General features: G+C 65.9%; 12 protein-coding genes. 6 read left to right on the top strand and 6 right to left on the bottom strand.

Going from position 1 to position 17840, the window contains the following annotated elements:
• Positions 1–67 precede the first annotated feature (67 nt).
• From Y882_RS07715 to Y882_RS07705, 3 genes are read left to right on the top strand one after another with little or no spacing between them, the layout of a single operon-like run.
• Positions 68–3277 (top strand): efflux RND transporter permease subunit, encoded by a 3210-nt coding sequence (locus Y882_RS07715; RefSeq protein ID WP_046971325.1) that lies wholly within the window; start codon positions 68–70, stop codon positions 3275–3277.
• Positions 3270–4466 carry an efflux RND transporter periplasmic adaptor subunit gene (locus Y882_RS07710; protein WP_046971324.1) on the top strand — a complete coding sequence of 399 codons (1197 nt, stop codon included), beginning with the start codon at positions 3270–3272 and terminating at the stop codon, positions 4464–4466. The genes Y882_RS07715 and Y882_RS07710 overlap by 8 nt, the downstream gene beginning before the upstream one ends.
• Positions 4453–5931, top strand: coding sequence for an efflux transporter outer membrane subunit (locus Y882_RS07705; RefSeq protein ID WP_046971323.1), 1479 nt, complete (start codon positions 4453–4455; stop codon positions 5929–5931). The genes Y882_RS07710 and Y882_RS07705 overlap by 14 nt, the downstream gene beginning before the upstream one ends.
• A gap of 143 nt (positions 5932–6074) precedes the next feature.
• Here the strand turns inward: Y882_RS07705 and tal are convergent, their stop codons facing one another.
• The 4 genes from tal to Y882_RS07685 all read right to left on the bottom strand — a co-directional run bounded on the left by tal (position 6075) and on the right by Y882_RS07685 (position 12206).
• Positions 6075–7040, bottom strand: coding sequence for a transaldolase (tal, locus tag Y882_RS07700; protein ID WP_425479420.1), 966 nt, complete (start codon positions 7038–7040; stop codon positions 6075–6077).
• A 30-nt stretch (positions 7041–7070) separates the two neighbouring features.
• Positions 7071–8375 (bottom strand): NAD(P)/FAD-dependent oxidoreductase, encoded by a 1305-nt coding sequence (locus Y882_RS07695; RefSeq protein ID WP_046971321.1) that lies wholly within the window; start codon positions 8373–8375, stop codon positions 7071–7073.
• A 52-nt stretch (positions 8376–8427) separates the two neighbouring features.
• Complete coding sequence (locus Y882_RS07690; protein ID WP_046971320.1) at positions 8428–10596, bottom strand: primosomal protein N'; 2169 nt, start codon at positions 10594–10596, stop codon at positions 8428–8430.
• Between the two features lie 473 nt (positions 10597–11069).
• Complete coding sequence (locus Y882_RS07685; RefSeq protein WP_046971319.1) at positions 11070–12206, bottom strand: DUF3667 domain-containing protein; 1137 nt, start codon at positions 12204–12206, stop codon at positions 11070–11072.
• A 139-nt stretch (positions 12207–12345) separates the two neighbouring features.
• On the opposite strand from Y882_RS07685, the gene Y882_RS07680 reads away from it, so the two are divergent.
• Both Y882_RS07680 and sppA read left to right on the top strand, forming a co-directional pair.
• Positions 12346–13713 carry an MATE family efflux transporter gene (locus tag Y882_RS07680; RefSeq protein WP_046971318.1) on the top strand — a complete coding sequence of 456 codons (1368 nt, stop codon included), beginning with the start codon at positions 12346–12348 and terminating at the stop codon, positions 13711–13713.
• Positions 13714–13842: 129 nt separating this feature from the next.
• A complete protein-coding gene (gene sppA, locus Y882_RS07675) occupies positions 13843–15705 on the top strand; it encodes a signal peptide peptidase SppA (protein WP_046971317.1) in 1863 nt (620 codons plus the stop codon).
• A gap of 114 nt (positions 15706–15819) precedes the next feature.
• Here the strand turns inward: sppA and Y882_RS07670 are convergent, their stop codons facing one another.
• Positions 15820–16641, bottom strand: coding sequence for an ABC transporter ATP-binding protein (locus Y882_RS07670; protein ID WP_046971381.1), 822 nt, complete (start codon positions 16639–16641; stop codon positions 15820–15822).
• Positions 16642–16699: 58 nt separating this feature from the next.
• Positions 16700–16918, bottom strand: coding sequence for a hypothetical protein (locus Y882_RS07665; protein WP_046971316.1), 219 nt, complete (start codon positions 16916–16918; stop codon positions 16700–16702).
• A gap of 94 nt (positions 16919–17012) precedes the next feature.
• Here Y882_RS07665 and Y882_RS07660 point away from each other — a divergent pair, with 94 nt between their 5' ends.
• Entirely contained in the window at positions 17013–17795 is a 783-nt protein-coding gene (locus Y882_RS07660; protein ID WP_046971315.1) for an SDR family oxidoreductase, read from the top strand.
• Positions 17796–17840 lie beyond the last annotated feature (45 nt).

Genomic DNA, 17840 nt, shown 5'->3' with positions numbered 1-17840 from the left:
ATTGAGAGTTTTCGCTGCATGCGAAAATTTGCCGCGACGCATCATTTCGCGCACGGAAATCCCCCGCATGCTTGGCATCGTCCGGATCGCGCTTACGCGGCCCTATACATTCATCGTTTTCGCCCTGACCATTCTCATCTTTGGTGTGATGGCCGCGGCGCGTACGCCCACCGACATTTTTCCGGAAATCAATATTCCGGTGATCGCCGTGTCCTGGCAGTTCACCGGCATGACGCCCGATCAGATGTCCGGCCGCATGAACACGCCGTTCGAGCGCGTGCTCACCACGACCGTCAACGACATCGAGCACATCGAGTCGGAGTCGATCAATGGCATGGGCATCACCAAGATCTTCTTCCAGCCGGGCGTGAACATCGCCACGGCGAATGCGCAGGTGACGGCGATTGCGCAGACCATCCTCAAGCAGATGCCAGCCGGCGCCACGCCGCCGCTGATCGTCAACTACAACGCGTCTACCGTGCCGATCCTGCAGGTGGCGCTGTCGGGCAAGGGGCTGTCCGAGCAGCAGCTGGGTGACCTTGGTCTCAACCAGTTGCGCCCGCAGCTGGTGACGGTGCCGGGCGCGGCGATTCCCTATCCGTTCGGCGGCAAGACGCGCCAGGTGCAGTTGGACGTGGATCCGGCGGCGCTGCAGGCGCGTGGCCTGTCCACCCAGGACGTGGCGAACGCGCTGGCCAACCAGCAGCAGATCAGCCCGATCGGCACGCAGAAGATCGGCCGATATGAATACGTGATGGAGCTGAACAACGCTGCCACCCACGTGAGTGAGCTGGAAGACCTGCCGGTCAAGATGGTCAACGGTACGACGATCTACGTGCGCGATGTCGCCCATGTGCGCGACGGCGCCCCGCCGCAGACCAATATCGTGCACGTGGATGGCGTGCGCTCGACCATGCTGTCGATCCTGAAGAACGGCTCCACCTCTACCCTCGCCATCGTGGCGGGCGCGCGCGCCAAGCTTGCGGAGATGAAGGATTCGCTGCCGGACAACCTGACCATCAAGCCGATCGGCGACCAGTCGGTGTTCGTGCGCGCCTCCATCGACGGCGTGGTGCGCGAAGGCATCATCGCCGCGGCGCTGACCAGCCTGATGATCCTGTTGTTCCTGGGCAGCTGGCGTTCCACCTTGATCATCACCACCTCGATTCCGCTGGCGGTGCTGGGCTCGGTGTTCACGCTGTCGGCGATCGGCCAGACGCTCAACATCATGACGCTCGGTGGCCTCGCGCTGGCGGTGGGCATCCTGGTGGACGAAGCCACGGTGACCATCGAGAACATCAACTGGCACCTGGAGCAGGGCAAGGACGTCATCACCGCGATCGTGGATGGCTCGGCGCAGATCATCGTGCCTGCGTTCGTCTCGCTGTGCTGCATTTGCATCGTGTTCGTGCCGATGTTCTTCCTGCCGGGCGTGGCGCGCTACCTGTTCGTGCCGATGGCGGAGGCGGTGATCTTCGCCATGATCTTCTCCTTCATCCTGTCGCGTACGCTCGTGCTGACCATGGCGAAGTACCTGTTGCAGGCGCATCCGGCCACGGTGGACGAGCACGGCCAGCATATCGAGCAGCCGGCGCCGAAGACGATCCTGGGCCGCTTCCAGCAAGGTTTCGTCAATCGCTTCGAGAAGTTCCGTGCCGGATACAGCGGCGTGCTGCATCTCGCGCTGGAAAACCGCAAGGTGTTCGTGGTCGGCTTCCTCGCCTTCGTGCTGTTGTCGTTCGCGCTGTTGCCGGGTCTGGGCAGCAACTTCTTCCCCGATGTCGACGGCGGCCAGATCCTGGTGCACGCACGCGTCCCGGTAGGCACGCGCGTGGAGACCACGGCGGCGGAGTTTGCGGACATCCAGAAGGCCATCCGTCAGGTGATACCGCCGGATGAGCTCGATGCGATGATCGACAACATCGGCCAGTATTCCAGTTCGATCAACACGATCTACAACAACACTGGCGAAGTGGGCGAGTCCGACGGCGATATCCAGATCTCGCTGAAGGAAGGCCACCACCCGAGCGCGGAGTACGTGAAGGTCCTGCGCGAAAGGCTGCCGCGGTTGTTCCCGGGCACCACGTTCTCGTTCCCGCCAGCGGACATCGTCAGCCAGATCCTGAACTTCGGTTCGCCCGCCCCGATCGATCTGCAGATCCGCGGCAGGAGCCTGGAGAAGAATTTCGCCTATGCCAACGAAGTGCTCAACAAGCTGCGCCAGATTCCGGGCGTGGTGGATGCACGACTGCAGCAGTCGCAGGCGCAGCCGGCCTTCCGCATCGACGTGGACCGCACCCGTGCGCAGTTGCTGGGCCTGACCGAAGGCGACGTGACCAACAGCCTGATTGCCGACCTTTCCGGTACCGCGCAGGTGGCGCCGACCTATTGGTTGAATCCGGACAACAACGTCACCTATCCGATCTCGGCGCAGGTGCCGCAGTACCAGCTCGATTCCTTGGCACAGCTGAGCAATCTGCCGATTACCGCCAAGAGCGGCGGCAATGCGCAGGTGCTGGGCGCGCTGGCGGACATCACGCGCACGCATCGCAACACCATCGTGAGCCAGTACAACATCCAGTCGATGGTGGAGATCTACACCGCCATCCAGGGACGTGATCTGGGCGCCGTGGCCGGCGATATCCAGAAGGTGCTGGACGACACCAGGAAAGACCTGCCCAAGGGCGCGAACGTGGCGCTGCTCGGCCAGGTGCAGACCATGCACGACGCCTATTTCGGCCTGCTGTTTGGCCTGCTGGGTTCGGCCGTGCTGGTCTATCTGCTGATCGTGGTGAACTTCCAGTCCTGGACCGATCCGTTCGTGATCATCACCGCCTTGCCCGCGGCGCTCGCCGGCATCGTGTGGATGTTGTTCGTCACGCATACCACCTTGTCGGTGCCGGCACTCACGGGCGCCATCATGTGCATGGGTGTGGCGACCGCCAACTCGGTGCTGGTGGTGAGCTTCTGCCGCGAGCGCCTGGCCATCCACGGCGACGCCACGCTGGCGGCGCGCGAGGCAGGCTTCGTGCGCTTCCGTCCGGTGCTGATGACCGCGCTGGCCATGATCATCGGCATGGTGCCGATGGCCCTGGGCCTGGGCGACGGCGGTGAGCAGAACGCACCGCTGGGTCGCGCCGTGATCGGTGGCCTGCTGTTTGCGACCACCGCCACGCTGATCTTCGTTCCCGTCGTTTTCTCCATTGTGCATGCGCGTTACAAGCACGCGCCTGACGCTGATTCGGCTGACCATGCCGGAGTACCCGCCCATGTCTGAACATACCCAGCTTCCTGAGGTCCACTTGTCGCCGCGTCGCCTGCGACTGGCCGCCGCGATCGCTGCCGTCGTCTTCGGCGCCATCGTGGTGATCGGCGTCACCAGCCGCATCGTGCAGGCGCGCAACCTGCACCAGTGGACCGACGAACAGGCCATTCCCACGGTCGTCATCTCCGAACCCGAATCCGCCAACGGCTCCTCGCCGCTGGAATTGCCGGCGCAGATGGATGCGTTCACCAACGCTCCGATCTTCGCCCGCACCAGCGGTTACCTGAAGTCGTGGGACAAGGACATCGGCGCGCAGGTGAAGGCGGGCGATGTGCTCGGCGTCATCGATACGCCCGATCTCGACCAGCAACTGCTGCAGGGTCTGGCCGACCTGGCCAGTGCCAAGGCCAATGCCGCGCTCGCCGGCACCACGGCGAAGCGCTGGCAGGTACTGCGCCAGACCGATCCCGATTCGGTCTCGCAGCAGTCGGTCGACCAGTTCAACGGCGATCTCGCCGCCAAGCAGGCACTGGCCAATTCGGCGCAGGCCAACGTCGATCGACTGAAGGCGCTGAAGTCGTACGCCAAGCTGGTGGCTCCGTTCGATGGCCGCGTGACGGCGCGCAACACCGACGTGGGTGCGCTGATCACCGCCGACACCAGCGGTACCGGCACGCCGCTGTTCACCGTCTCCGACACCAGCAAGCTGCGCGTCTATGTGCGCGTGCCGCAGGTGTATGCACCGGCGATCCATCGCGGCGACGAAGCCACGCTGAGCGTGCCGGAGTACCCGGGCAAGTCGTTCACCGCCAAGGTGGAAGCGGACGCCCGCTCGATCACGCCAACCTCGGGCACCACCCTGGTGCAGCTGCTGGTCGACAACCCGGACGGCAAGCTGCTGCCGAGCAGCTATGCCAGCGTGAGCTTCAAGATCGGTTCGAGCGCGCTGGGTCTGCGCGTGCCGGCCGAGGCGCTGATCTTCGACGACAAGGGCCTGCATGTCGCCACGCTGGATGCGAGCGACCACGTGCACTTCAAGAAGGTCACGATCCGCCGCGACTTCGGCAAGACCATCGAAGTGGGTTCGGGCCTGGTCGGCAATGATCGCGTGATCATCAATCCGCCGGACGGCCTGGCCGACGGCGACGAAGTGCGCATTGCGAAGAACCCGCAGGCGGGCAAGCCTCATGACAAAGCGTAAGTACATCGCCACGAAACTCGCCGTGACGGTGGCGGCCACCTTGGCGCTGGGCGCCTGCTCGATGGCGCCGACGTACAAGACGCCGGACGCACCGGTGGCCGAACAGTATCAACCGCAAAGCGGTCCGTGGACGCCGGCGCAGCCCGCCGACCAGTTGCCGCGCGAAGGCTGGTGGAAGCTGTACGGGGACGATCGCCTCAATGGGCTCGAGGATCAGCTGATCGAGCACAACGCCGATCTCGCCGCCGCGCTTGCCAGTTATCGGCAGTCGCGCGACGTTCTGGCACAGGTCCGCGCCGACCTGTTTCCGCAGATTTCCGCAGGTGCAGGCGCGACCCGCAATCGGCAGTCGTTGAACTCGCCCTTGCACGGTTCGACATCGCCCGAGTACTACGACCTGTACTCGGCCCAGCTGCAGGCGTCGTACGAAGTGGACCTGTGGGGCCGCGTACGCGACAACGTGGCAGCCGGCCGCGCGGAAGTACAGGCGTCGGCCGCCGATCTCGCCTCGGTGCGCCTCAGCCTGGAAGCGACGCTGGCCGATACCTATCTGCAGCTGTTGGGCGCCGATCGCCAAATCGACCTGCTGCAGAAGACAGTGGATGCCTATCAGCGCGCGCTGCAGCTGACCACCACGCTGCATGCCGGCGGTGCGGTATCCGGGTTGGATGTGGACCGTGCGCAGACGCAGCTGTCGTCCACCAAGTCGCAGCTCTCGCAGGCCAAGGCGCAGCGAGATCTGCTGCAGCATGCGATTGCGGTGCTGGTGGGACAGTCGGCCTCCAGCTTCGCGATCGAGGCGAAGACCGATTTGCCGGCTCTGCCGACCGTTCCGGTGGGCATACCATCGACGCTGTTGCAGCGCCGCCCGGATATCGCCGCGGCCGAGCGCCGTACGGCGGAGGCGAACTCGCAGATCGGCGTGGCGCGCTCGGCGTTCTTCCCGTCGCTGACCTTGAGCGCGGCCGGCGGCGTGTCCAGCGGTGCGTGGGGCAATCTGCTCAATGCGCCAAGCCAGATGTGGGCGTTGGGCCCGAACCTGCTGCTGAGCGTGTTCGATGGTGGCCTGCGTCGCGCCAAGGTGGCGCAGGCGCACGCGGCGTTCGACGAAGCCAGTGCGCAGTATCGCGGCACCGTGCTTACGGCTTTCCAGCAGGTGGAAGACAACCAGTCGCTGATCAACAACTACGGCAACGCCCTGGTCGATCAGAACGACGCCACCAACGCGGCCGACAAGACGCTGAAGCTTTCCACCGCGTTGTACAAGCAGGGCGCCAACAGCTATCTCGACGTGGTCACGGCGCAGGTCGATGCGCTCAATGCGCATTTGAGTTTGTTGTCGCTGCAGACCAATCAGCTGCGGGCAAGCGTGCAGCTGGTGCGGGCGCTGGGTGGTGGCTGGACGAGCGATGAGATCGCGCCGGATCATCTGACGGCGGATGCGAAGGCGCGCGGCATCAAGTAAGTGTGGGAGCGCACCCTGTGCGCGACTCAATCGGAGCGTGTGAGGCAAGATTGCGTCGCGCACAGGGTGCGCTCCCACAGAAGGTGTCGAACAAAAAAGCCCCGGTTTTCGCCGGGGCTTTTCTTTTCGAAGTCGCGTGACGATCAGCCGCCGAGCTTCTCCGCCAACAGCTTCTCCAGCTTGCGCTGATCCACGGCGAATTTGCGGATGCCATCGGCCAGCTTGTCGGTGGCCATCGGATCTTCGTTGTGGCCCCAGCGGAACTGCGCTTCGGTGATCGGCTTGGGCGCCGCCTGGGTGGCGCCGTTGTCGTTGAGGGCGCGCTGCAGCGGCGCGCTGTCCTGATCGAGCTTTTCCAGCAGGTCGGGGCTGATGGTGAGGCGGTCGCAGCCGGCGAGGGCCTGGATCTGGCCGATGTTGCGGAAGCTGGCGCCCATCACCACGGTCTTGAAGCCGTGCTGCTTGTACCAGGCGTAGATGCGGCGCACGGACTGCACGCCCGGATCTTCTTCCGGCGCGTAGGTCTTGGTGGCGGTGTTGGCCACGTACCAGTCCATGATGCGGCCGACGAACGGCGAGATCAGGAACACACCGGCTTCGGCGCAAGCCACGGCCTGTTCGAACGAGAACAGCAGGGTGAGGTTGCAGTTGATGCCGCGCTTTTCCAGCTGCTCCGCCGCGCGGATGCCTTCCCAGGTGGAGGCCAGCTTGATCAGGATGCGGTCGCGCGACACGCCGTGCTCGGCATACAAACCGACCAGGCGCTCGGCTTTGGCGATGGAGGCGTCCACATCGAACGACAGGCGTGCATCCACTTCGGTGGAGACGCGGCCGGGCACGATGTCGACGATCTTGCGGCCCACGGCGACGGCGAGGTGATCGCTGGCATCCACCAGCTGCTGTTCGCGCGAGTTGCTCTGGCCCTTGGCCCACGCCACCGATTCCTCGATCAGGGGCGCGAACTTCGGATTCTCGATGGCCTTGAGCAGCAGCGACGGGTTGGTGGTGGCATCCACCGGGCGCCAGCGGGCGATGGCTTCGATATCACCGGTGTCGGCGACCACGGTGGTGTACTGGCGCAGTTGTTCGAGTTGGGAAGACACGGCGATATCCGGCTTGGAAAACCGTGATTGTCCACCCTAAGCGTCGCGCGGCAAAGTCGATGTCGAGGTGGTCCGCTCATCGATGCCGGTGACGATGCGGGCATGGCGCTGGTAGGTCCAATACGCCCAGGCCCAGTCCAGCATCACCACCAGCCGGTTGCGGAAGCCGATCAGGAAGGCGATGTGGGCGATCAGCCAGACCCACCAGGCCAGCAGGCCGGACAGTTTCACGCGGCCAAACTGGGCCACGGCAGCCATGCGCCCGATGGTGGCGAGCGAGCCATCGTCGCGATAGCGGAACGGCTTGGTCGCGGTCTCGCCGCGCCAGCGGGCCTTGAGCGTGGCCGCGGCGTGGTGCCCCATCTGTTTGGCCGCCGGCGCCACGCCCGGCACGGGCTTGCCGTCGGCCTGGGTCACGCTGGCCAGGTCGCCGATCACGAACACGTCGGGATGACCGGGCAGGCTGAGATCTGCTTCCACCAGCACGCGCCCTGCGCGATCCACCGGCGCACCCAGGCGAGCACCCAGCGGCGACGCGGCGACGCCGGCCGCCCATAGCACGGTGCGCGCGGGATACGGCGTGTCGCCCAGCATCACGCCGTGTTCGTCGATGGCGGTGACGGAGGTGTTCAGGCGCACTTCCACACCCAGTTTTTCCAGCTGGCGCCGGGCTTTTTCGGTGAGGTCGGGCGCGAAGGCCGGCAGCAGTTTCGGACCGGCCTCGACCAGCAGCACGTTGGCCATGCGCGGATCGGCGCGGCGAAACTCGCGCGGCAAAGTGTGGCGTGCGATTTCCGCCAGTGTGCCGGCCAGTTCCACGCCGGTGGCGCCGCCGCCGACTACCACGAAATTGAGCCACGCCTGTCGTTTCGCCGGATCCTCTTCGCGCTCGGCGCGTTCGAACGCGATCAGCACGCGACGGCGGATGGTGAAAGCGTCTTCCAGCGTCTTCAGGCCTGGCGCATAGCGCTCCCACTCGTCATGGCCGAAGTAGGCGTGGGTGGCGCCGGTGGCGACGATCAAGGCGTCATAGGGCAGTTCGCCTTGCGCCAGATGCACGATGCGGCGATCGAGGTCGACGTCGAGTGCTTCGTCCATCAGAACGGTGACGTGCTTGTCCTTCTGCAGGATCTGCCGCAGCGGTGCGGCGATCGACGGCGCGGAAAGGCCTGCCGTGGCGACCTGGTAGAGCAGTGGCTGGAACAGATGATGATTGCGCCGATCGATCAGCGTGACGCGGACATTCGCGTCGGCCAGTTCGCGTGCGGCGGCGAGACCGCCGAAACCGCCGCCGAGGATGACGACATGGGGACGTGGATCGGACGATGCGTTGCCTTCCATCGGATGCTCCTTTCAAGGTGAGTATCGTGAAGGTCTTGTCGTCGTCGCCCGGTCAATAGAGATCGATCGGGTCCACGTCGAGCGACCAGCGCACGCGACGCGCCGAAGGCAGCGTCGACAATGCGGGATACCAGGGGCGCAATGCGCCATGCAGCGCGCCGCGCGTCTCCGCTTCGATCAGCAGCTGGCCGCGATGACGACCGGCGCGCAGCGGCATCGGTGCAGGCATCGGTCCGGCGAGCTGCAGCGGCAAGCCAGCCAGTGCTTGCGCTGCTTCGGCAAGGAAGGCATCCACGTGCTCGCGCTGGTGCGCGTCGGCGCGCAACAGCACCTGATGCCCGAACGGCGGCAACTGCACGGTGCGCCGTTCGTCGAGCAAGCTTTGCGCCGACGCGGCATAGCCTTGCGAGAGCAGCTGGCGCAGCAGGGGATGATCCGGATGGTGGGTCTGCAGCAGCACGCGGCCCGGTTTCTTCGCGCGGCCCGCGCGGCCCGCCACCTGTACCACCAGTTGCGCGAGTCGCTCGCTGGCGCGGAAATCCACGCTGAGCAGGCCTTCATCGACGCCAACGATGGCGACGAGGGTGAGGTTGGGCAGGTCGTGGCCCTTGGCCAGCATTTGCGTGCCGACCAGGATGGCGGGCTTGTCCTCGTGCAGGCCTTCCAGCAATTGTTCGAACGAATCGCGTCGACGGGTGGTCTCGCGATCGATACGCAACACCGGCACGTCCGGGAACTGCGCGGTCAACGCTTCCTCCAGTCGCTCGGTGCCCTGGCCTTGAGGCTTCAGATCCGGCGCGGTGCACGACGGGCACTGCGCCGGCGGGCGCGCGGTGTAATCGCAGTGGTGGCAGATCAGCGCGCGACGCCCGGAGTGGAACGTCATCGGGTGTTCGCACCGCGGACATTCCGCGTGCCAGCCGCAGCTGTAGCACAGCAGCACCGGTGCATAGCCACGACGATTGCGGAACACCAGCACCTGTTCGCCGCGCGCCACGGTGTCGCCGACCGCGGCGAGCAGCGTCGGCGAAAGACCGTGGTCGAGACGTTGCGCGCGCATGTCCACGATCTGCACCTGCGGCGCGCGCACGGCACCCGGCCGGGCGCGCAGATGCAGCGCGCGATAGCGGCCCGCCTGCACATTGGCCAGCGATTCCAGCGAGGGCGTGGCGGAGCCGAGCACCACTGGGACATTCAGCGCGCGGCCACGCAGGATCGCCAGATCGCGGGCGTGATAACGGAAGCCTTCCTGCTGCTTGTATGCGCTGTCGTGTTCTTCATCCACCACGATCAGGCCGGCCTGCGGCAGCGGCGTGAAGATCGCCGAGCGCGTGCCGAGGATCACCTTCGCCTCGCCCGAACGTGCGCGCAGCCAGGCGCGTGCGCGATCGCCTTCGGCCAGGTTGGAATGCAGCACCTGCACGGCGACGCCCAGGCGGTCGCGCAGGCGGCGCACGGTCTGCGGCGCGAGGCCGATCTCCGGCACCAGCAGCAGCGCCTGCTTGCCCTGCGCGATCACGTTTTCGATCAGGGCGAGGTAGACCTCGGTCTTGCCGCTGCCGGTGACGCCATCGAGCAGGAAGGGCTGAAAGCGGCCGAGCGATTCGCCGATGGTCTGCACGGCCTGCTGCTGCTCGTCGCTCAACGAGGGCGCCTCGGTGAGCCGCGGCGGTTCGGCGGCCTGGGACTGGGTGCGCTCGATCAAGCCGGCCTGGTCGAGCCGGCGGGCCGCATCGCGCCAGCCAGGCAGCATCTCGTGCAGCAGCTCGGCGGTTTGCGGTCCGCGGGACAAGGCGTCGAGCAGGGCGCGGCTGCCGCCGCGTCGGCTTCCGGCATCCAGCGCACTGCGCCCGCTTTCGGTCAGCGCCCAGGCTTCGTCGTGCAGGTCGGGGAGCGCGCGATCCTCGCGCAAAGCCAGGGGCAGGGCGTTGGCATAAGCCTCGCCCGGGGCGCCAAGCCAGTAGTCGGCGGCGCGGGCGAGCGTGGCCATCAACTCGGTGTCGAGCAAGGGAGCGTCGTCGAGCACCCGCAGCACGCGCTTGAGTCGGCCATGGCTCACGGCCGACTCCACGTTGGCCTCCACCACCACACCCACCGACTTGCCCTTGCCGAACGGCACCAGCACACGGCTGCCCGCGACCGCCTCACCGCTCGCCGGCGGCAGGTAGTCGAACAGGGTGGGCAGGGGTACCGGCAGGGCGACGCGAAGAACGGCGGGCATGAATACCTCTCGGCACAACAGTGTAACCGGGCCGTTTCACCCCGTGAGATTTCAGCCGGATGAAACCCTCTCAAAAGCTGTTTGAGGGCCCGGCGGCGGCTTGCAGGTTCTTGCTGCCCCGTCATCTAGGAAAGAGAGCTAAGTGACTATTGGCAGGGGTCTTTTGAGCTTATCCACAAGGTCTGTGGATAACTCTGTGGATGGTGCGTTGAGGGAGGCCTCTAGGGCGCATGAAAACGCCCTTCAGTACGCGCTGTTCAAGTTTTAGCCAGCAAGTAAAGCCAAGCAAAAACAGTCACTTAAAATTATCGCTACGCTGGGGTTCATCTAACTGCCACAGGCACGGGACTTGCCTTGACAGCCATGTGACGCTGTGCAAAACCCCGCTTGGAAGCGCTTTTGGGGTGCCGCGAAACCGCGCCGCTGCGCGATTTGTGTGTGATTTGTGTCACAAAAGCCCGCGCAGCCGCGGCCTAGTTGGCGATGCCCAGGACCGCGGCAAAGGTCAGGGCAAAAATGGCCATGAAGGTGTAGCACCAGCCCACGAACAGGTACTTCAGGATGGTCATGAACCAGCCCTGCCGGTAGACCCGCTTTTGCATCAGCAGCAGGTAGGCCAGCGCCCAGGCTCCGAGCGCCCAGGCGGCCAGAACGAAGGGTGTACCCAGCCAGGGGGCATGGGGCACCAGCCAGACGTAGAGCATGTATCCGCCCATGCCCAGCATCAGGGTCAGGAACAGGAAGGCGTGGCTGTGCAGGGCCACGATCAGGTGCTCCATATAGAGCCGGCGCTTGAAGATGTAGGTGAACTTCAGGAGCAGGGCGAACAGCGGCATCAGCACGAACATGGTCTGGGGCAACACGTGGAATACGGCGGAGGTGATGCGCTCCTGCGCGTCAGCGGCGCGCTCGCCGCCGGCCTGGATGTCGGTGAAATTGGTCCCGGCCCGCGCCACCGATCGGTTGAGGCTGTGGTTGAGCGCTTCGGGCAGCCAGGAGATATGGATGGGAGTCGACTGCAATGGGATCGACTCGAACTTGCCTTCGTCCACGCCCGTATCCGTCAGCGGCGACGCACCCAGCTGCATCAGGCGATGGTTGGCATGGTCGCGCTCGATGCTGAGCGGGCGATTGAATTTTTTCCTGCTTTTCTCGTCGGTCTGGCCGGAGGCCGCCTCGAGGTCCTTGCGCACCTGCGCGTAGTGCGTGCGCACGGCGGTGGGCGTGAGGTCGTGGGCAAACTGGCCGGTGCCTTCGCTGGCTTCGCTGTGGACCTTGAGGATGTCCATATTGCCCACCACCAGGTGGCACATGAAGAACGCCAGCAGCGACAGCACGAACATCAAACGGAACGGCGCCACGTAGCGCTGCCGGCGGCCGGCGAAGTACTCCAGGGTGAGGAAGCCCGGACGCAGGAACAGCGGGGGCAGGGTGTGGATCACGCGGCCATCCACATGCAGCACCAGGTCCAGTGTGTCTTCCACCATGTGGTGCATGGGGCGCAGCACGGTGTGGATGGATTGCCCGCATTCGTGGCAGAACTCCCCCTGCATCGGCGCACTGCAATTGGCGCAGTGCACGCCCTCGAACGACACGATTTCCTTCTTCATGCACATCCCCCGGGTCAATCAGCGGGCGATCTTGGCACAAGCAGCCAGCGCAGACAGCTGCCGTGGGCTCGTTTCCACAGCCGCTGTCGGAGGGCTGGCGACGGGGCTGCGCTAGAATGTGCGGCCAAGGAGTCTCTTTATGCTGTCTTTCCGCCCCGATCGCGCCAGGGTGGCGCGCGAGGTCGGCGCCACGGTGCGTCTTGCCCTTCCCCTGATCGCCGCGCAGTTGGCCGCGGTGGGTCCGAACTTCGTCGATGCCGTGCTCGCGGGGCATCTGAGTGCGCACGTGCAGGCGGCCGTCACCACGGCGGTCAGCATCTGGGCGCTGGCCCTGGTCACTGGCCTGGGCATGATGATGGCGGTGCCGCCGTCGGTGGCGCAGCTCGATGGCGCCGGCCGTCGCCACGAAGTGGGCGCGGTATTCGTGCAGGCCATGTGGCTGGCCTGGGCGATGGGCATCGTGCTGTGGTTCCTGGTGCGCCACGCGACGCCGCTGCTCGACTGGATCGGCGTGGTGCCGACGCTGCGCGAGGATGTCATGCACTTCCTGCACGCCATCAGTTGGGCGGCCCCGGCGATGACCAGCTACTTCGCCATCCGCGGCCTGTCCGAGGGCCTGTCGATGACGCGGCCGTCGATGTATTTCGGTTTCGGCGGGCTGCTGGTGCTGGCGCCGCTGGGCTATGTGCTGATGTACGGCAAGTTCGGCCTGCCGGCGCTCGGTTCGCTGGGCAGCGGCATCGCCACCGCCACGGTGCTGTGGCTGGAAATGCTTGCCTTCCTGTGGTTCGTGATCAAGCACCCCGCGTATGCCGATGCGCACCTGCGCGCCGGCCTGGCGTGGCCGAAGCCGAAAATGATCCTCGACCTGGTCAAGATCGGCGGTCCGATGGCGGTCACGCTGTTGGCCGAAGGCGGCCTGTTCGTGGCGGTGGCGCTGGCCATCGCGACCCTGGGCGAAACGGTGGTGGCCAGCCATCAGGTGGCGCTGAGCGTGGCGACCGTGGCCTTCATGGTGCCGCTGGGCCTGTCGATGGCGATCACCGTGCGCGTGGGCAACGCGGTGGGGCGCGGCGATGCGCAGGGCGTGCGTTATGCGGCGCTGTGCGGTGTCGCGCTGGCGCTGCTGGTGCAGACCGTCTCCTCCTCGGTGATGCTGGGCCTGCCGCACTTCCTTGCGCGCATGTACACGCACGATGTCGGTGTGATCGCGCTGGCTGCGCAGCTGATGGTGCTGGCCGGCCTGTTCCAGTTTTCCGACGGCATCCAGGTCACCTCCAACGGCGCGCTGCGCGGTCTCAAGGACACCCGCGTGCCGATGGTGATCACCTTGTTCGCCTACTGGGGCGTGGGCATGCCGGTGGGCTGGTGGCTGGCGTTCCGTCACGGCATGGGCGCGCGCGGCATGTGGATCGGCCTGATCGCCGGGCTCACCATGGCCGCCATCCTGCTGTTCACCCGGCTCTGCCGCAGCGCCTTCCACGATCGCTGGCAGCGTCCTGCCTGAGCTTGCCGGAGGGCGCTGTCCCGCCGTTGGATGGGACGCCCTCGCGGCGGCCGCCATGTGCCGTTTGCCCCACATGACCTGCGCCCTGCGAACAGCTACGCTGTGATGGTCATCCTGAGGAACCAAGCAATGACGGAGCGCCGCCCCAACGGTTTTTGGGCCTTTCTCTGCGTCCTCGGGCGCGGCATCAACATCGTCAGGCTGACCATACTCAACCTGGTGTTCTTTGCGCTGCTGCTGATCGTGCTGTTGATCATCCTGGTCGGCTTTGCCGGCGCGCGCACCGAGCACTTCATCCAGAGCGACAGCGTGCTGGTGATCCAGCCCAAGGGCGAACTGGTCGAGCAGTACAGCATCGAGCCGATGCAGCGTGCGCTGGCCAGCCTGTCGGGCCATCCGCCCAAGCAGATCCAGTTGCGCGACCTGGTCGGCTCGATCGACGCGGCCGCCAAGGACTCGCGCATCACCCGCATCCTGCTCGAGCCGAGCGAGCTGCAGGGCGGCGGCTTTGCCGCGCTGCGCGAAGTGGGCGCGGCGCTCGATCGCTTCCGTGCCGCCGGCAAGCCGGTGATCGTGTGGTCGCCGAGCCTGGACCAGGGCCAGTACTACCTCGCCGCCCATGCCGACCGCGTGCTGGTCGATCCGCAGGGCGGCGTGATGATCACGGGCCTGGCCAACTACCGCCTGTTCTACAAGGACCTGCTCGACAAGCTGGGCGTGGACGTGCACCTGTTCCGTGTCGGCCAGTTCAAGAGCGCGGCGGAGCCGTACATCCTTGACCATGCCTCGCCCGAATCGAAGGAAGCGGACAGCTTCTGGATGGGCGGGCTGTGGGATACCTACATCAACGAAGTGGCCAAGCTGCGCAAGCTCGATCCGGCCACGCTGCGCCTGGACATCGACTCGCTGCCGGAGAAGATCGCCAGCGCCAAGGGTGACCTGGGCCAGCTCTCGCTCGATCAGCATCTGGTCGATGGCGTGGCCACGCCGGCCGAAGTGATCGCGATGATGCGCAAGGAAGGCGTACCCGCCGGCAGGAAGGGCGAGGGTTTCCGCCAGGTCTCGCTGCAGCGTTATGCCGACACGGTGACCGAAGACAGCTCGACCACGCCGGGCGTGTCGGTGGTGGTGGCCGAGGGTGAGATTTCCGGCGGCAAGCAGCCGCAGGGCACCGTGGGTGGCGATTCCACCGCGGCCCTGATCCGCGCCGCGCGTGAGGACAAGCGCACCAAGGCCTTGGTGTTGCGCGTCAACTCGCCGGGCGGCGAAGTCTATGCCGCCGAGCAGATCCGTCGCGAAGTGGCGTTGACGCGCGAGGCCGGCATTCCGGTGGTGGTGTCGATGGGCAACGTGGCCGCCAGCGGTGGCTACTGGATCTCCATGAATGCCGATCGCATCTACGCCGAGCCCAATACCATCACCGGCTCCATCGGCATCTTCGGCATGGTGCTCACCGTGCCCGGTACCCTGGACAAGCTGGGCGTGAAGAGCGACGGCGTGGGCACCAGTCCGCTGGCCGGCGCATTCGACATCACCCGTCCGCTGGATCCCAAAGTGGGCACGGTGATCCAGGCCACCATCGAAAAGGGCTACCGCGATTTCGTCGGCCAGGTGGCCAAGGCGCGCGGCAAGCCGTATGACGCGATCGATACGATTGCGCAGGGCCGCGTGTGGACGGGCCAGCAGGCGCTGGATCGCGGCCTGATCGATCAGCTCGGCGGCCTCGGCGAAGCCGTCGCCGACGCCCAGCAGCGCGCCAAGCTCGGCAAGAGCGCGCCGGTGCGTTATGTCGAGGAACCGCTGGGCGGCTTCGAGCAGTTCGTGATCAGCCTCAACGACAACGCGATGGTGCAGATGGCGCAGTCCTACGGCGTGCAGCTGCCGTCGTGGGTGGCGCATGTCGATGCGTTCGCGCCGGAGCTGAAGCTACTGCGCACGGCGCAGTCCGGCCGGCCGAACGTGTACGCGTATTGCTTCTGCACGCCGCGCTGAGCCGGATGTTCCGATAGTCGAGCCGCCGCCGGATTCCGGCGGCGGCTTTTTTATGGGCGTCGAGTGCGCGACGCGGCCTGGAGATGTCGGTCTTGCCGATGGACGTCCAAACGCCTACTCGATGGCGGCGTTGAAATAATCGCCATGACGTTCGACGCACACGGGCATGCCAAACGTGTCCGAGAGCAGGGCGTCGGTAAGCACGTCGGCCTTGGCGCCTTGCTTGAGCAGGCGGCCGTCGCGCAGCAGCACCACGTGCTGGATCTCCGGAAGGATCTCTTCCACGTGATGCGTTACCAGCAGCAGTGTCGTGCCGTGGCGTGCGAGGCCGCGCAGGTTTTCCAGGAAACGCCGGCGGCTCGCCATATCCAAGCCTGCGCAGGGTTCATCCAGCAGCAGCGCCTTGGGCTGGTGCACCAGGGCACGCGCGATCAATACGCGTCGCGCCTCACCGGTGGACAGACTGGCCATCGAACGCCCGAGCAGATGCGTGGCCCCGGCCTGTTCCAACGCCACGCTGGCGCGCTCGCGCATCGACGGGGTGACGCGATGGTCCAGCCCCAGCCGTTGCGCCGCGAAGAAGCTCGACAGCACGGCCTCGGATACTTCCAGCGTGGCATCGCTGGTGCAGTCGTGCTGCAGCGACGGGGAAACGATGCCGAGCAGTCCACGCAGATCGGAGACATGCCAGCGCTCACGCCCGAACACGCGCATGGCGGCATGGCCATCGCCGCGCGCGAGCGGATAGAGTTCGCGCGTGATCAGGCGCACCAAGGTGGACTTGCCGGCGCCGTTCGCACCCAGGATGGCGGTGTGTTCGCCAGCGCCGATGCGCAGGCTGAAACGATCGAGGATCAGCCGCTCGCCGCGCATCACGCTGGCATCGTCGATCTCCAGCAAAGGCGCGGCGGATAGTTCATCATGATGGACGTTCATGCCGGACACGATGCACGTGTGGACGTCCACTGCCAAGTCCGCTGGCCGCGAGGGCGGCCTATTGCTCGGCGGCGTCCAGTTGTTGCTGCTGCTTCTTCGCTTGCTCGTCGACGGTCTTCTGCACGTCGGCGGCGCGCTGCTTGGCCTTCTCCATGTCATCCCACGGCGTGGCCACGCGCGCGGTGCTGGCGGCGGCAGGCGCCGATACCGGTGCCGGCGGCTTGCCGGAGCAGGCGGCCAGGGCGAGCAGGCATGGCAGGGCAGCGAGCTGTTTCATGCAGGAGCCTTCAACAGGGTTGGAGTCGGAGTTGCGTGCCCATGGTAGCCGCCAGCGCTTGGCGGGAAACGTGGTCGCGTTCTAAGCTCGGCCCATGAACGCACGCATCGACGCCTGGCAGCTGCAGGGACATACCGCCTTGATCACCGGTGCCAGCAAGGGCATCGGCTACGCCACCGCCCGCGAATTGGCCGCGCTGGGCGCCAACCTGCTGCTGGTGGCGCGCGACGCCGATTACCTGGAACAGGTGCGCGTGGAGCTGGTGGACGATTTCCCCGGTATCGACGTGCTGGCCTTCGGCGCCGACCTGGGCGAACAGGAAGAGCGCCTGGCGGTGTTCGACTGGATCGCGGATCTGGGCGCACCGCTGTCCCTGCTGGTCAACAACGCCGGCGGCAACCAGCCCGCGCCGACCTTGGCCTATCGCGAGGACGACTACCGGGCGATCTTCGAACAGAACCTGTTCTCCGCCTTCGAGATGTGCCGCCTTGCCCACCCGCAACTGGTGCAGCACGCGAACGCGGCGATCGTGAATGTGGGCTCTGTTTCGGGCATCACGCATGTGCGTACGGGCTCGGCCTACGGGATGTCGAAAGCGGCGCTGCATCAGCTCACGCGCAATCTGGCGGCGGAGTGGGCGGCCGATGGCATTCGCGTCAACGCGGTGGCGCCCTGGTATATCCGCACGCAGCGTTCCGAACCTGCATTGGCCAATGACGAGTACCTGGATGAGGTGCTTGATCGCACGCCGTTGCGGCGGATCGGGGAGCCGGAGGAGGTGGCGGCGGCGATCGCTTTTCTGTGCCTGCCGGCGGCCAGTTATGTCACGGGGCAGGTGTTGGCGGTGGATGGGGGGTTTCTTAATTTCGGGTTTTAGGGGGTCTGGTGTCTTGGGCGCTTGGAAGGCCGCGTCTTTAGCACT

This window comes from Dyella japonica DSM 16301, from assembly GCF_001010355.1.
Lineage (GTDB): Bacteria > Pseudomonadota > Gammaproteobacteria > Xanthomonadales > Rhodanobacteraceae > Dyella > Dyella japonica.
Note: the sequence above shows the minus strand (reverse complement) of the source record. Positions and strands in the feature narration are given on the sequence as shown.

Excerpts from the sequence above, each read along its gene's own strand:
- Y882_RS07715 (WP_046971325.1), top strand. The coding sequence starts at position 68 with ATGCTTGGCATCGTCCGGATCGCGCTTACGCGGCCCTATACATTCATC.
- Y882_RS07665 (WP_046971316.1), bottom strand. The coding sequence starts at position 16,918 with ATGAAACAGCTCGCTGCCCTGCCATGCCTGCTCGCCCTGGCCGCCTGC.
- Y882_RS07695 (WP_046971321.1), bottom strand. The coding sequence starts at position 8,375 with ATGGAAGGCAACGCATCGTCCGATCCACGTCCCCATGTCGTCATCCTC.
- Y882_RS07690 (WP_046971320.1), bottom strand. The coding sequence starts at position 10,596 with ATGCCCGCCGTTCTTCGCGTCGCCCTGCCGGTACCCCTGCCCACCCTG.
- Y882_RS07660 (WP_046971315.1), top strand. The coding sequence starts at position 17,013 with ATGAACGCACGCATCGACGCCTGGCAGCTGCAGGGACATACCGCCTTG.
- Y882_RS07680 (WP_046971318.1), top strand. The coding sequence starts at position 12,346 with ATGCTGTCTTTCCGCCCCGATCGCGCCAGGGTGGCGCGCGAGGTCGGC.
- Y882_RS07685 (WP_046971319.1), bottom strand. The coding sequence starts at position 12,206 with ATGAAGAAGGAAATCGTGTCGTTCGAGGGCGTGCACTGCGCCAATTGC.
- Y882_RS07705 (WP_046971323.1), top strand. The coding sequence starts at position 4,453 with ATGACAAAGCGTAAGTACATCGCCACGAAACTCGCCGTGACGGTGGCG.
- Y882_RS07710 (WP_046971324.1), top strand. The coding sequence starts at position 3,270 with ATGTCTGAACATACCCAGCTTCCTGAGGTCCACTTGTCGCCGCGTCGC.
- sppA (WP_046971317.1), top strand. The coding sequence starts at position 13,843 with ATGACGGAGCGCCGCCCCAACGGTTTTTGGGCCTTTCTCTGCGTCCTC.
- Y882_RS07670 (WP_046971381.1), bottom strand. The coding sequence starts at position 16,641 with ATGAACGTCCATCATGATGAACTATCCGCCGCGCCTTTGCTGGAGATC.